Source organism: Salinithrix halophila, from assembly GCF_042650125.1.
Lineage (GTDB): Bacteria > Bacillota > Bacilli > Thermoactinomycetales > DSM-45169 > Salinithrix > Salinithrix halophila.
Window position 1 is genome coordinate 486,046 of the sequence record NZ_JBHSAP010000018.1, and the last position, 13,090, is coordinate 499,135.

Below are 13,090 nucleotides of genomic sequence, written 5' to 3' on the forward strand. Positions count from 1 at the left end.
GACTTTTATTTTTCTTCCAGCGATAGAGTCCCCTGTACTTCTTCCATGTTTTTCAGGATATTTCCCAACACGCCGTTGATAAACCGGGCTGATTCCTCGGTACTAAAAGTCTTAGCCAACTCTACCGCTTCGTTCAGGGTTGCTCCAAAGGGGACTTCCTCTTCAAAGAGCAGTTCATAAACCGCCATGCGAAGGATCATTCGATCCACCAGCGAAAGTCGAGAAAGAGTCCAGTCCTTCTTAAGAAACCGCTGGATAATAGGATCTAACCGGTTGCGATGTTTCCTGACACCCTCCATTAAGCGATGGAAGAAAGCCAGATCCTCTTTTCTTTCCACATCCTCTTCCAAGCGGCTTTTATGTTCCGTAAACACTTGCTCTCCGGCACCTGGATTCATCTCCAACTGATACAGGGCCTGGAGCGTTCGCTCTCTCGCTTGTCTTCTGCCCATCAACCGTTTCCTCCTTTCGAAAAAAATTCCCGCGCCGCAAAGGCCGGGAACTATTTCCTCAACCATTTTTCCGGGATCACCGAATCCAGGAGCTCCCGCAGATCATCCCGGCTGTCGATCCATTGTCCAATCAGATATCCTGCCAGGATAAAAACACCAAAAACCAACGTTTTCCATAAACCGAAGATCAGATAAATAAATCCCAGAAAGATGCCCGCACCGATCCCGAACATCCGTCCGCGATGGGTCTCCCACAACCGGTCCATGTCTCCCACCACCTTAGTCAACGCGCACTCGGGTCCGATCCGGTTGCACGGTGTCCGCTATGTAGACAGAGATCTGGTTGACATCGACACCGGCGACTTCTTCCACGTAGTTTTTAACCGTATGCTGTAATTGCTCCGACAGGGTCTGGATAGGAGTTTCTCCGTCTACCGTTAATTTTAAACCAATCCCAACCGAGGCGTTGTTACCGTCATGTCTTACCCGGGCCGTTAGATTACGGATCCCTCTCACCCGGCAGGCTGCTTTGACTGAAAGGTTCTCCAATGTCTGAAGGGAGATTCGAACATGGCCAATTTCTGTCAACCTGTCAACACCCCGGTCTTCTTGTCGATTCCACAGGGCTTGCCAGATCACCCGCAAGCTGATCAAAAAGACAACGATACTGACAACCAGAACCATCCAACAAAGAGCAGGATCCGAGTAGAACCGGTCCACCCATCCATCCACAACCCGCTTCCTTCCCAACCACATCCCCATGCCAGCCAAAATTCCCGCCCCCGACAGCAAAAGAAAAGCCAAACTGTATAGCGTCAAGAGGAGACGGTTCCATGCCCTACTCATTTCCTGTTCCTCCTCCCGGTTGACCGGCTATCCTTCTTAATTAACCCGCTGAGAAGGCTCCTGCTCCTGCGACTCGCGTTCATTGTCACCGACGAATTTCACTCCGACGATCCGGGTTGTAACAGCAGACACAGCCAACCCCGTCATCGATTCAACGGTGCTCTTCACCCGCTCCTGGACTTCTTTACCCACTCGGGGAATGTAGTGACCGTATTGCACAATGACCGATACGGTGATATGGGCATCTTCGCTTAATTCCACTTTGACCCCCTGTTTCAGGTTTTTGCGTCCGAGGAATTGCGTGATATCCCCCACCACACCACCGCTGGTACCGGATACGCCATCCACTTGGACCGCTGCCAACCCGGCGATGATCTGAATCACCTCTGGGGCAATCTCCACTTTGCCAAGCTCAGTCACATGCGCTTCCCTATGCTGAATCTCGTTTTCCATCCGTTATTCCTCCTCCAAATTGGCGGTTTCCAGAAACTGAATATGAAAATCACCTTCACGGAACTTCCGGTTGGACAGCAGTTTCATGTGGAAGGGGATTGTCGTGCTAACCCCCTCGACGGCAAATTCAGACAGCGCCCGCTGCATACGGCGGATCGCTTCCTCTCTGTCTTTTCCCCAAACGATCAGCTTGGCAATCATTGAATCATAAAACGGAGGGATTTTATAACCGGGGTAGGCAGCGCTGTCCACCCGCACCCCAACCCCACCCGGAGGCAAATAAAACTGGATCGTTCCCGGGGTCGGCATAAACTTGCGGTTTGGATCCTCAGCATTGATCCGACATTCGATGGACCAGCCATCGATCTCGATATCCTCCTGGGATACAGAAAGCGGATGCCCCGCGGCTACCAGGAGCTGCTCCTTCACCAGATCCACCCCGGTTACTAACTCTGTAACAGGGTGCTCCACCTGAATCCGGGTGTTCATCTCCATAAAGTAGAAGTTGCCTTTCTTATCTAGAAGGAATTCCACAGTTCCCGCCCCGGTATACCCGACAGCTTCAGCCGCCGCAACAGCGGCTTTGCCCATCCGGTTCCTCAGCTCCGGATCGAGGGCAGGAGAAGGGGCTTCTTCGATCAATTTCTGATAGCGGCGTTGGATCGAGCAATCCCGCTCCCCCAGGTGAATCGTATTTCCTGCTTGATCAGCCAGCACCTGGATTTCAATATGGCGGGGTTCGATTAGATATTTCTCCATGTAGACACCAGGATTACCGAAATTGGCTTCGGCTTCCTGCTGAGCCATACGGATGGCCCGTTTCAGCTCATCCTCGGTATGTACAACGCGCATACCTTTTCCGCCGCCCCCCGCTGTCGCCTTGACGATGACGGGATAGCCGATCTTTCCGGCAGTATCAAGGGCCACATCCACATCTTCAATGACACCTTCGGTGCCCGGAACGACCGGAACACCAGCCTCTTTCATCGTATCCCGTGCTGTTGTCTTGTCCCCCATCTTGATAATCGCTTCCGGGGACGGACCGATGAAAGTAATGTTACATGCAGCACAAAGTTCGGCGAAATCAGCATTCTCTGCGAGAAATCCGTAGCCGGGATGGATAGCATCGGCTTCTACCAGCGTGGCAACGCTCATCAGATTGGTCATATTGAGGTAACTTTCCCTCGAAGAAGCAGGTCCGACACAAAAGGCTTCATCAGCCAGCTTGACATGGAGTGCCTCCCGGTCCGCTTCAGAGTAGACAGCGACGGTTTCAATTCCCAACTCGCGGCACGCCCGAATCACTCGGACCGCGATTTCCCCGCGGTTGGCAACGAGTACTTTCTTAAACATGATGTTGTTCACCCCTTCCGCTGTTAGTTGGTTTTCACCAGAAACAGCGGTTGACCATACTCCACCAGCTGCCCGTTTTCAACAAGGATTTTGACGATTTCACCGCGCACCTCAGCTTCAATTTCATTCATCAGTTTCATCGCTTCTACGATACAGACGACAGTTTTTTCTTCAATCGTGTCTCCCGGATTCACATACGGGCCGGAATCTGGGGAAGGGGCGCGGTAAAAGGTTCCCACCATCGGTGACACAATTTTCTGCAGGTTGGCATCCTCTTCTGACGCTTCTTTGTCAGCCGGTGCTTCAGGCTTAGCAGCCACCTGTTCCACCGGGGCCGGAGCCGGACGCTGCTGCGGAGCGGGTTCCGGGGCAGATTCCATGGCTGCCGGGGAAAGGGTGACTTGGGAACCGGACACCGCTTTCTTCACGAGTACTTTGGTTCCGTCGTTTTCCAATTCAAACTCTTCGATTGTTGATTCATCTACCAGTCGGATCAGTTCACGAATCTCGTGCATTTTCATCGGCACGTTTGATCTACTCCTCCCATGTTATCCTGTTGTTGGCGGGGTCTTGTCCGCCATAGGGGTACAACCGGCACCCCAGCGAAAAAACTCGCACCGTCTCATTCTATCTTAAACCGTTGCTTCCCCTCAACCGCCAGCAGCAGCCCCCACTCCTTCGATCCTCGGGTTCAAAGCTATGACCATTTTACGCTGTCTATCCTGGAGAATCAATCACAGCCCCGCCTCCTCTCAATATATCATGAAGGTGGGGGGGCCGATGAAGAAAAAACCTTTAAAAAGCGTTAGGTTGAACCGTTCAATCGGATTTTCCAGGCCAGGAATGGTCGACTAAGTTTATTCAACAGCAGTCTGTACATTTCAGGAATATTCTAGTACCCATCCCGTCAACATGGTTTTTGCTAACCTTTTACAAGAAAAAACCTCCAAGGATGCCACAGGATAGAGATCCTGTGTCCACTTGAAGGATGCGACTCAGAAGTGGACGGTGATTTGGCGTCATGGCTTATGAGCCACGGAAACCCGGGTCGGAGATACGTCCATCTGTTGCTTGACCATCCCGATCAGCTTAACGACCTGGGCTTTGCTCAGTTTGTCGCTTTGCACGATCACATCGACAAATTGGTCCTCATTTTCGATGACCACCGCATCGCGGAAGCCTTCGTTCCGGATCAGGTCTTCCATCACAGACTCGGTTTTGTCTACTTTCATCAACTCATTGATTTTTGCTTCGGCATCCTTTAACTTTTCCTTGGAAGCTTCAGGATCCGTCAACACTTTCATGTATTCTTCTGTCATTTTTGAGCGTAGAGAGTTTCGCTGCAACTGGTAGCCCACAAAATAGTCATTCTCTTTTTGGGTAGCGGAAGCTTCCTTTTCCTTACCAGATACCGGAGCCTTTGTCTCCTTTGTCTTCACTTCTACATTCCCCATCTTGCCGTCTTTCTCCTCTTGAGCCGTCTGACTTGCAGGTTCCACGGGGCCGGTCACAATGTAATAGGCGGACAGGACTACCATCAAGGTCAGCATCGTCACCAACCAAACCGTTTGTTTGTTCATATTCATTTCTACACCCTCCTCATCCTTTTGGCAAAACCGAAATACGATGAACGGGTACATCCAGCACACGCTGAACTGCCTCAATAATCGCTGCCTTCACCCTGAGATTTTCAGCACCCCTAGCCACTACCAGCACCCCCCGTGTTCGGGGTTTAATCTTTTTAAGGATAATGGGTTGGTCTCCATCTCCCTTGCGTTGCAACACCACCTTTTCATCTTGGTTAGACTCTCGAATTTTGCGTGTTCCCCCTCGCGTATCCTCTTCATCCGTCACTTGTTCCTGACGCCGAATATCCTTGTGAACCACTTCCTCTTCGGAGGATTCTAGGTTGACCATCACCGATACATCCTCCACCCCGACCACTTTGGCCAAAACCTCGGATAGTTCGGATTCATAAGCCTCTTCATAGTCCTTCATTGTCGAGGGGCCGGAATTTTTGTTCCAGCTGGAAACAGCCGTTCCTTCCTCTTTCTTCGGCCCTGGAATCTCCGACGGTAGCGCCTCCTCATGGACAGAGAAAAAGGAGGACAATATCATGATCGCAACGCCAAGGCAACCGAGGATCAGGAGCCAGCGGAAGGTGCTGACCCTGCCGGCACCTTTTTCTCCTCCCCCCAGGAAGGACTCCACCCGGTCAAACAACCGCTTTAACATGCGCTCCCCCCTCAGGACCCTTGCTCGGTCAAGACTTGAATCTGCTTCGGTGACAGCTTCCAGGTATCCGATAGATACTGACGTATCCGGCTTTTTAAGCCCTCCTCTTCAGGAGTCGTTTCCTTCTCCCCTTTGGACGCTGTTTCTTTATGGGGGTCCAGTTCAACGGTGACCGGCTCCACTTCATCTACCGACCGGACATCCTCCTGGTTTCGTTTCAGGTGCTGGGGACGAAACATCAGGGAAATCTTGTTCAGGGTCGTCCCACCCCCTTTTTCCGCCTTCATTTTGATTTGGGCACGCACCACTTCCACGGGGAAGCGTTTTTCCACGTCCTGTTGAACCGTACGAGCTACCTGTTTGTTCACTTCTTCTCCCACCAACCGGTCCTGTTCTTTTTTCATCGCCTTTCCCTCCCGACGTATCGTCTCCAAGGAAGCGGTCTTCTCTTTGCCAGCGGTACTTTCACCACTAGTCAAAGAGGAGAGATCCATGTCCTGGCGCAAAAACTGGAAGATGGGGGAAAGAATGGCGAGGATGATCAACAGGCCCATGACTAGCTTGACGTAGCGCTCCATCGCATGGTTGGGAAGAAGAAGATCCATAAAGGTGGCAATCAGCACCAATATAATGATGGGCTTCAGCCAACCCGCAACCAATTCGATCACGGCTTTCACCTACCGTATCATGACCGAGATGTTACCCGCCGCCACGATGATCGTAATCGCCAGGAAAAACATCATCCCCACCGTGGCCAGGGCGGCGAATACATAGATCAGGGTTTTGGAGATGATACCGAGGCACTCGATAATCGGGCTGTGGCCTAAAGGTTGCATCACTGCCGCCGAAAAACTGTAGATAAAAGCCAGGGAGAGAATCTTCAGCGCAGGGAAAGCGCTGATAAAAAGAAGGATCAACACCCCAGCCATTCCCACCGCGTTTTTCACCAGCAAGGAGGCACCGACCACCGTATCGGCGGCATCGGAGAACATTCGTCCCACCACTGGAACAAAATTCCCCGTCACATACTTCGCCGTCCGAACCGCCACTCCGTCAGTCACCGCCGCCGTCGCCCCCTGCACAGAGATAATGCCGAGAAAGACGGTTAGGAGGCTGCCCAACAGCCCTACACTAATTTTTCGCAAAAGGTTGGCCAAATGGTCGACCTTGTACTTATCTGATAAACAGCTGACGATGGAAAGTACTGCCGAGAAGAACAGAAGGGGGAAAACTAAGGAATAAATCGTTTTCCCGATCAGATGGACCATCAGGACAATCAGCGGGTGAAACATGCCCACCGAACCGAAGTTTCCCATGGAGGCAAGGAGCGTCAAAACCAGGGGAATCAGGGCCATCATGAAATCGATCATGCTGCCGATCGCTGTTTTGGCAGATTCCACAGCAGCGGAGAAGCTGTCCATCGCCAGGATGATAATGACCATAAAAGCGATGGCATATGCTATTTTGCTTACCTGATTCCGTTCGAATGCTGTCTGTAGAGTCGATAAGATCATGCTGAACACTGTCAGCACAATAATGGTTCCGAGAAGCTTCCCATTGTACAGGACTTCGTGAAAGAAATATTTCACGAAGGCGGTAAAGAAATCTCCCCATTCCCATCCCTTTTTTGCCTGGGAAAGAATGATATCGAAGAGATCACCGCCTGCTTCACGGGGAAGATACCGGCCGTATTCTCCCTGAAGCTCCTTCCAGAAATCCTCCACTTTTTCTGTCTGAAGGCGATCAAGCTGGCTGCGGATCACTTTCTCCTCCAAGGATCCGTCCCCATCGTTAGTAGAATTCGATGCAGCGAATGCTATCGGCGGAGACAGGAGGCCGAAAAAAAGGGCCAGGAGACCGATTGTACGTAACCAGTGGGCCATGGAAACCATCCTTACGAGGGTAGAATTTGGACGACCGTTTCGATAATCATCGTGATGATCGGGATGGCCATCACCATGATGAGGATCTTGCCCGCCAATTCGATTTTGGAAGCGATGGATCCTTGTCCCGCATCCCGGGTCACCTGAGCGCCAAATTCCGCGATATAAGCAATTCCGATGATTTTTAAGATCGTCTCCAGAAACATCGTGTTCACTTTCGCTTTCTCCGCCAGTTGTGTCAGCACATGAAGGACATCGGAGATCTTACCGATCAGGCTGAGGAAGATGATCACACCCGTAAAGGTGGCCAGCAAGAAAGCAAAAGTGGGTTTCTGTTCTTTAACGACCAGGATGAGGAATGTGGAGATGAGTCCCAGCCCCACCACCTGGATAATTTCCAAGTGGACCGCCTCCCTGCCGTTAACTCTGGAATAGAAATACGTTTTTAATGGTCTGGAACAGATCCTGGACCAGAACAACCACCATGAACAGCACCACCACAAACCCGATCAGGGTCACCCAGTGGGCATACTCTTCTTTCCCCATTTGTTTTAGCACCGTGTGCATCATCGCGACGATAATCCCGATTCCTGCAATCTGGAAAATGGCGTCGACGTTGTAAGGCATCGGTGTCTCCCCCCACCTAATAGATCAGAATGACGATCAGCGCACCTGCCAGGACACCTAAGCTCCGGCACATTTTTTCATAACGGGCCTGTTCTTCCCGGGCTCGGCTTTCCTCCGCCGAAAGATTGGATTGGGTCCGGTGCAGGTGCTGCAACTGGTCGGCTCGGTCGGAGACCCCCAGAGTTTTTCCGAAGTCGATTAACACCTCCTTCTCCGGCTCCTTCATCGAGGTGTAAGGCCACGTTTCTTCCACTGACTGCTTCCAACACTCGAAAGTGGAAACCCCGTCCAAAGTGTGAAGGTATTCCGCACAACGTCCGAACAGGCTCCGTGCGGGCTCCCGTTCCCGCCGGGACAAGTGTTCGCATACCGCATCCAACCGGCGAGATCCGTAAGAAATTTCCGTCTCCAAGAGGGACAGGGAAACCAACAGTTGCCGAATTTGCCGAGGACGTTCCGCATAAGCTCGGGCGACCCGGAAGCCGACAGCACTGGATGACAGCAGGATGAGGGAGGCTCCGATCAACTTTAGCACTGCATTGCCGCCCCTCGAAGGGACAAGCGGTTCATCGCCGCATTATAAACCCCTTCCACCGTCCCAGGCCCCCGGGTTCGGCTGAGCAGAATGTACCGTCCGAAGACTCCTTCCTGAACAAGACGAGCCAGTGCCGGCCTTCGGCACACCTCCTCCATCGACCGCCCGTGGGCGGTGGTGAAAAGACGCACCCCCGCATGAATCGCTTCAAAGACCGCCTCACTGTCCTCCTGCCTCCCAATCTCGTCCACCACGAGCAGATCCGGGGACATCGACCGAATCAGCATCATCATTCCCTCGGCTTTCGGACAGCCATCCAGGACATCGGTGCGCGAGCCGATGTCATGCTGGGGAACTCCGTCGACACAACCGGCGATCTCCGAGCGTTCATCCACCACCCCAACCTTATGAGAGGGAAAGGTACCTGTCCCCTCGCTCAAACAACGGGCCAGGTCGCGAAGCAGCGTGGTTTTTCCGCACTGGGGAGGGGAGACAATCAACAGGTTTTCCAGGTTTCCTTCCTCAAAGAGTAAGGGAATAACAGGCTTCGCCACCCCTTTCACTTGTCGGGCGATACGTAGGTTAAATCCGGATACCTCCCTCAGATGTTTAACCTGTCCCCCTTCCACCACCACGCGACCAGCTAGACCAATTCGGTGCCCCCCTTGAATCGTGACGTATCCTCGGCGGAGCTCCTCTTCTAACGCGTAGAGAGAGTGGTTACTGATGAGATTGAGCATCTTCTTGCACACCTCTCGGTCGGGACAATACCCTTCCTTCGCCCGTTCGGTCGGCCGCCCATCGGAGGTAACGAACCAAGAACCGAATGGGGTAATCACCTCCAGGGGCCGCGCTTCCCGCACCCGGACTTCTTCGAGTCCGTTCCGGATCCGTTCAGGCAACGTTTCTACCATGCGGCGAATGGACAGAGGGAGCAATTTCCATATGGGAGAACTCATCCTAGCGACCTCCTGTCCACACTGGATTTACCTAATAGTTATGGCCTCTAGACTCCCAATATGACGCCTTTCCAAAAAAGAGAGCCAACCCCTGATACAGAGGTCGGCTCGCTCTATTAAAAAAACCGGATGACGGAGAGTTCATCCGGGTGAAAGATTTCCGCTTCGTTTTTATTGGGGGAGGCTCACTTCTCCGTTTCGGAAATCACCTTCGGAAACCGTTCCCTTTTCTCGAACCTCCCCTTCATCGCTCACCCGAAGCACGGTTTCGCACCGGGGGCACATCACGTCGGCCTCACTTCGTTCTTCAAAAATTTCTTCATCCACCAGGACGGGCCGCTGACACTCCGGACAGGCAACCTCCCAAAAACCAATGTCCTCCTCTTCCTCTTCTCCCCAATCGGGCTCGTCATAAACAAGGAGTTCCACCTCATTTAAATCCTCGTCTACAGCTTCCACATAATCTTCCAGCTCCGTCAGGCGTACGTGTAGTTGTTCATTTTCCTCCGCAACTTGGTCCATCACTGTGAGTAAACGATTTAACACCATTCCTTCCGGACTATTGCTCAATTGCTGGTTTCCTTCCATCAATCCCTGAATAAAAGCCAGATCCCGGCGCAATCGGTCGGTTTGCACATCCATATTGATCCCGTCCTTCCCGTGGGTTTGTCGTTAGTTTCACCCGTTATCCGCCATGAAATACCTCGATGCCTTCGCCATATATAAACGGATCTTGGGTAACCTAACCGATGAACAAGAAGGAGTCGAGGTGAAACCATTTGGGTTCTAAACAGAAGGACGATAAAACTGGAACAGGAACCATCCTGATCCTAAGCTGTGTTCCTTTAATCATGGTATTGGGCAACTCCATGCTGATTCCAGTTTTACCCACGATCCGTTCCGCCCTGGATATTTCCCAATTCCAGGTCAGCTTGTTAATCACCCTTTTTTCCGTACCCGCCGGTATAATCATTCCTTTGGCAGGCATTCTGTCCGATCGGTTTGGCCGGAGAATCGTCATTGCCCCGGCCCTGCTTTTGTATGGGGCTGGAGGGCTTTTAACCGGATTTGCCTCTGTATGGGGCGGGGGACTCTACGGCTTGATGTTAACCGGGCGCATTCTCCAGGGCATCGGAGCTGCTGGCACCGCTCCCATCGCTATGGCCCTGGTAAGTGACCTATATCAGAAAGGAGAACGTAGTAGGGCACTTGGAATTATCGAAGCTGCCAATGGCATGGGGAAGGTTCTCAGCCCAATCCTGGGCTCTCTAATTGCTCTGATCACTTGGTACGCCCTCTTTTTTATCTTTCCTATCCTTTGTGTTCCCATCGCTTTGGCCATTTGGTTTGTCATCAAAGAAAAAAAGAACCGAGACCCTCTGCCCTTGTCTCAATACCGGGATCATCTTATCCGTACCTGGAAACGCCAGGGAACCTGGCTACTGGTCGCTTTTTTGGCCGGATCAGTCACCCTTTTCATCTTGTTCGGGGTTCTCTTTTACCTGTCTGATTTTCTGGAAAGACGCTATGGTCTAGATGGGGTGCCAAAGGGACTGGTTTTAGCGATTCCTTTATTGGCGATGAGCAGTATCTCTTACTACGCTGGAAGTCATATTCGGCAAAAAACCCGCCTGATGAAACGATTGATCGTGATCGGGCTGTTCACGGTCGCCCTTGGAATGGGGATTGTCCCCTTTGTTTCAAATACTTATATATTGCTTACCGTTTTAGTTGGGATTGGTGCAGGTAGCGGCCTTGTCCTCCCCTGTCTCAACACCTTAATTACTTCTGCCGTGGGTACGAAAGAACGTGGAATTATCACATCCTTTTATGGAAGCGTCCGCTTCCTTGGTGTAGCTATGGGCCCGCCATTGTTTGGGGCCTTGGCCAATGTTAAAATGTGGCTGTTTCTCGGCAATGCCCTACTGGCAGCCGGGGTTGCTGTTTTAACTCTTTTGTTTATGAAACAGCCAGAAGGGCTTCGAGGGAAAGATGGACAAACCCGTTATTACATGCGAGGCAACCGCCTCCGTCGACCGGATCCCACCCCGTCATGAGGCGGGGTCTTTTTGATTGTATGAAGTTCGGGCACCTAGACACCCCATGCGGCATACCCTATGAGCGAATGACCCGACCGAAAGCGAGGAGAGCCACATGGACCCCTTTGCCGAAACAACATGGGGCAGTCGCCTCATGGACCCTTCGCTCTCACGGAAAGCCAAACCCCGGACCGCCGGTCTGACAATGATCATTGACAAGGGGCTCGGACTGTCTGCCTTCCGAGACCTTTTAGAACTCGCTGGTGATTACATCGACTACATCAAACTCGGTTTCGGGACAGCCAGCATTACTCCCCTGCCCGTGCTGCGGGAAAAGCTGCGTCTGGCTAAACAATACGGTGTTTATTTATATCCGGGGGGTACCTTTTTTGAAGTGGCCTGTGCCCAAAGGGAAATAACCGGCTATTTTCAAACCCTATCGGAAATTGGTTTCGATTGGGTAGAGATCTCCGACGGTTCACTGGAATTATCCGCCACCGAGCGTTCCCATGCTATTGAGATGGCTCGCTCCTTTTCTTTCCAAGTCATTACAGAGATCGGAAAAAAAGAAAAAGGGTCTGTCACTCCGATTGATTTGCTGGCGGAAACATTCCGGCAGGATCGCGCATGTGGCGCATCCTTTGTCATCATTGAAGGACGGGAATCAGGCCGTAGCATCGGAATTTTCAATGCGTCCGGGGAGATCGATACCAACTATGTGCATGATATCTGTAGTCGAGTGGAGCCGGAACGAATTTGGTGGGAATGCCCACAGAGCGGTCAACAAGTCACCATTCTTCAATTGCTAGGAGCAGAAGCCAACTTGGGAAATATCCCTGTGACAGAAGTTCTTTCCGTTGAATCTCTTCGCCGTGGGCTACGCTCCGACACGTTTTTCACTTTTGGATCCACCACGCAGGAAGGGCCTGTCTAATGATCACCTCTGTACTCCCCAGTGTGGACGAACTTCACAGCGATACCCTCACCAACAGAACCGTCGTCGTGATCGACGCTTTTCGAGCCTCTAGTTGCATCGTCACCGCGCTCCTTCACGGAGCATCCTGGGTGCGTCCGGCGGAAACCGTCTCAGAAGCCCGTGAACAGTCAGGTGATGGCATTCTCACTGGGGGAGAACGATTCAGCAAGCCATTGGAAGGATTTGATCTAGGTAATTCCCCCGCGGATTATGCCTCCCCTGCCATTCGTAACAAAGGAATTGTCATGACGACCACCAACGGCACCCGTGCTCTTATGAAGGCTTCCAAAGCGTCCGATATCTTAATCGGATGTTTTTTGAACGCCTCTGCTTGCGCTCGAGTTGTTCAATCACTGCATCGGGATGTGGTTTTCCTTTGTGCTGGGACCCGCGGGCATTTCTCTTTAGAGGATGGGATCGCGGCCGGGTTGATCCTGCATCGATTGTCTGCCCTTGACCCCTCCTTGGGGGTGGACGACCTCGGGCGGGCTCTTTTACACAGCTGGCTCTCCTGTCGAAGCCATCTCTGGGAAACCCTTTCTCAAAGCCAATCCGGCCAACGTTTAATCGGACGTGGACATAAGCAGGATGTTATGGATTGTTTACAGGTAGACAGCTGTAATGCCGTCCCCCGCTGGAAGGAAGGGTACCTCACCCTCTAAAACCAGGACTGGACGACTATTTTTTCCTGTCCCGTCATACAGTGAAAGTAAACTGATGTGGACAAGGGGA

At 52.0% G+C, this 13,090-nt stretch carries 18 protein-coding genes; 3 read left to right on the top strand and 15 right to left on the bottom strand.

The genetic code is table 11. The features are described from left to right. Window positions 1-5: 5 nt before the first annotated feature. The 15 genes from nusB to ACFOUO_RS15530 all read right to left on the bottom strand — a co-directional run bounded on the left by nusB (window position 6) and on the right by ACFOUO_RS15530 (window position 9,985). Window positions 6-452 (bottom strand): transcription antitermination factor NusB, encoded by a 447-nt coding sequence (nusB, locus tag ACFOUO_RS15460; RefSeq protein ID WP_380706041.1) that lies wholly within the window; start codon window positions 450-452, stop codon window positions 6-8. A 50-nt stretch (window positions 453-502) separates the two neighbouring features. Then, entirely contained in the window at window positions 503-718 is a 216-nt protein-coding gene (locus ACFOUO_RS15465) for a DUF2273 domain-containing protein (RefSeq protein ID WP_380706042.1), read from the bottom strand. A 13-nt stretch (window positions 719-731) separates the two neighbouring features. Next, window positions 732-1,298 (bottom strand): alkaline shock response membrane anchor protein AmaP, encoded by a 567-nt coding sequence (amaP, locus tag ACFOUO_RS15470; protein ID WP_380706043.1) that lies wholly within the window; start codon window positions 1,296-1,298, stop codon window positions 732-734. A 36-nt stretch (window positions 1,299-1,334) separates the two neighbouring features. Then, entirely contained in the window at window positions 1,335-1,751 is a 417-nt protein-coding gene (locus ACFOUO_RS15475) for an Asp23/Gls24 family envelope stress response protein (RefSeq protein WP_380706044.1), read from the bottom strand. A gap of 3 nt (window positions 1,752-1,754) precedes the next feature. Continuing rightward, the gene (accC, locus tag ACFOUO_RS15480; RefSeq protein ID WP_380706045.1) at window positions 1,755-3,104 is read right to left on the bottom strand and encodes an acetyl-CoA carboxylase biotin carboxylase subunit; all 1,350 of its coding nucleotides are present in this window, start codon (window positions 3,102-3,104) and stop codon (window positions 1,755-1,757) included. A gap of 23 nt (window positions 3,105-3,127) precedes the next feature. Continuing rightward, a complete protein-coding gene (accB, locus tag ACFOUO_RS15485) occupies window positions 3,128-3,625 on the bottom strand; it encodes an acetyl-CoA carboxylase biotin carboxyl carrier protein (protein WP_380706269.1) in 498 nt (165 codons plus the stop codon). Window positions 3,626-4,123: 498 nt separating this feature from the next. Then, window positions 4,124-4,690 carry a SpoIIIAH-like family protein gene (locus tag ACFOUO_RS15490; protein WP_380706046.1) on the bottom strand — a complete coding sequence of 189 codons (567 nt, stop codon included), beginning with the start codon at window positions 4,688-4,690 and terminating at the stop codon, window positions 4,124-4,126. Window positions 4,691-4,703: 13 nt separating this feature from the next. Next, window positions 4,704-5,339: a stage III sporulation protein AG gene (spoIIIAG, locus tag ACFOUO_RS15495; protein ID WP_380706047.1), complete on the bottom strand. Its 636-nt coding sequence runs from the start codon at window positions 5,337-5,339 to the stop codon at window positions 4,704-4,706. Window positions 5,340-5,350: 11 nt separating this feature from the next. Further along, window positions 5,351-6,007, bottom strand: coding sequence for a stage III sporulation protein AF (gene spoIIIAF, locus ACFOUO_RS15500; protein ID WP_380706048.1), 657 nt, complete (start codon window positions 6,005-6,007; stop codon window positions 5,351-5,353). A gap of 9 nt (window positions 6,008-6,016) precedes the next feature. After that, window positions 6,017-7,222 (bottom strand): stage III sporulation protein AE, encoded by a 1,206-nt coding sequence (gene spoIIIAE / locus ACFOUO_RS15505; RefSeq protein WP_380706049.1) that lies wholly within the window; start codon window positions 7,220-7,222, stop codon window positions 6,017-6,019. A gap of 11 nt (window positions 7,223-7,233) precedes the next feature. Then, window positions 7,234-7,623, bottom strand: coding sequence for a stage III sporulation protein AD (gene spoIIIAD / locus ACFOUO_RS15510; RefSeq protein ID WP_380706050.1), 390 nt, complete (start codon window positions 7,621-7,623; stop codon window positions 7,234-7,236). Between the two features lie 19 nt (window positions 7,624-7,642). Then, window positions 7,643-7,849, bottom strand: coding sequence for a stage III sporulation protein AC (gene spoIIIAC, locus ACFOUO_RS15515; RefSeq protein ID WP_380706051.1), 207 nt, complete (start codon window positions 7,847-7,849; stop codon window positions 7,643-7,645). A 16-nt stretch (window positions 7,850-7,865) separates the two neighbouring features. Then, window positions 7,866-8,384 (bottom strand): stage III sporulation protein SpoIIIAB, encoded by a 519-nt coding sequence (gene spoIIIAB, locus ACFOUO_RS15520; RefSeq protein ID WP_380706052.1) that lies wholly within the window; start codon window positions 8,382-8,384, stop codon window positions 7,866-7,868. Further along, window positions 8,378-9,343 (bottom strand): stage III sporulation protein AA, encoded by a 966-nt coding sequence (spoIIIAA, locus tag ACFOUO_RS15525; RefSeq protein WP_380706053.1) that lies wholly within the window; start codon window positions 9,341-9,343, stop codon window positions 8,378-8,380. Before spoIIIAA ends, spoIIIAB begins: the two co-directional genes overlap by 7 nt. A gap of 171 nt (window positions 9,344-9,514) precedes the next feature. Continuing rightward, the gene (locus ACFOUO_RS15530) at window positions 9,515-9,985 is read right to left on the bottom strand and encodes a CD1247 N-terminal domain-containing protein (RefSeq protein WP_380706054.1); all 471 of its coding nucleotides are present in this window, start codon (window positions 9,983-9,985) and stop codon (window positions 9,515-9,517) included. Between the two features lie 209 nt (window positions 9,986-10,194). Here ACFOUO_RS15530 and ACFOUO_RS15535 point away from each other — a divergent pair, with 209 nt between their 5' ends. The 3 genes from ACFOUO_RS15535 (at window position 10,195) to ACFOUO_RS15545 (ending at window position 13,020) form a co-directional block, all read left to right on the top strand. Further along, entirely contained in the window at window positions 10,195-11,400 is a 1,206-nt protein-coding gene (locus ACFOUO_RS15535; protein WP_380706270.1) for an MFS transporter, read from the top strand. 97 nt (window positions 11,401-11,497) lie between these two features. Beyond that, a complete protein-coding gene (locus tag ACFOUO_RS15540) occupies window positions 11,498-12,316 on the top strand; it encodes a phosphosulfolactate synthase (RefSeq protein ID WP_380706055.1) in 819 nt (272 codons plus the stop codon). Further along, window positions 12,316-13,020: a 2-phosphosulfolactate phosphatase gene (locus ACFOUO_RS15545; RefSeq protein ID WP_380706056.1), complete on the top strand. Its 705-nt coding sequence runs from the start codon at window positions 12,316-12,318 to the stop codon at window positions 13,018-13,020. The genes ACFOUO_RS15540 and ACFOUO_RS15545 overlap by 1 nt, the downstream gene beginning before the upstream one ends. Window positions 13,021-13,090 lie beyond the last annotated feature (70 nt).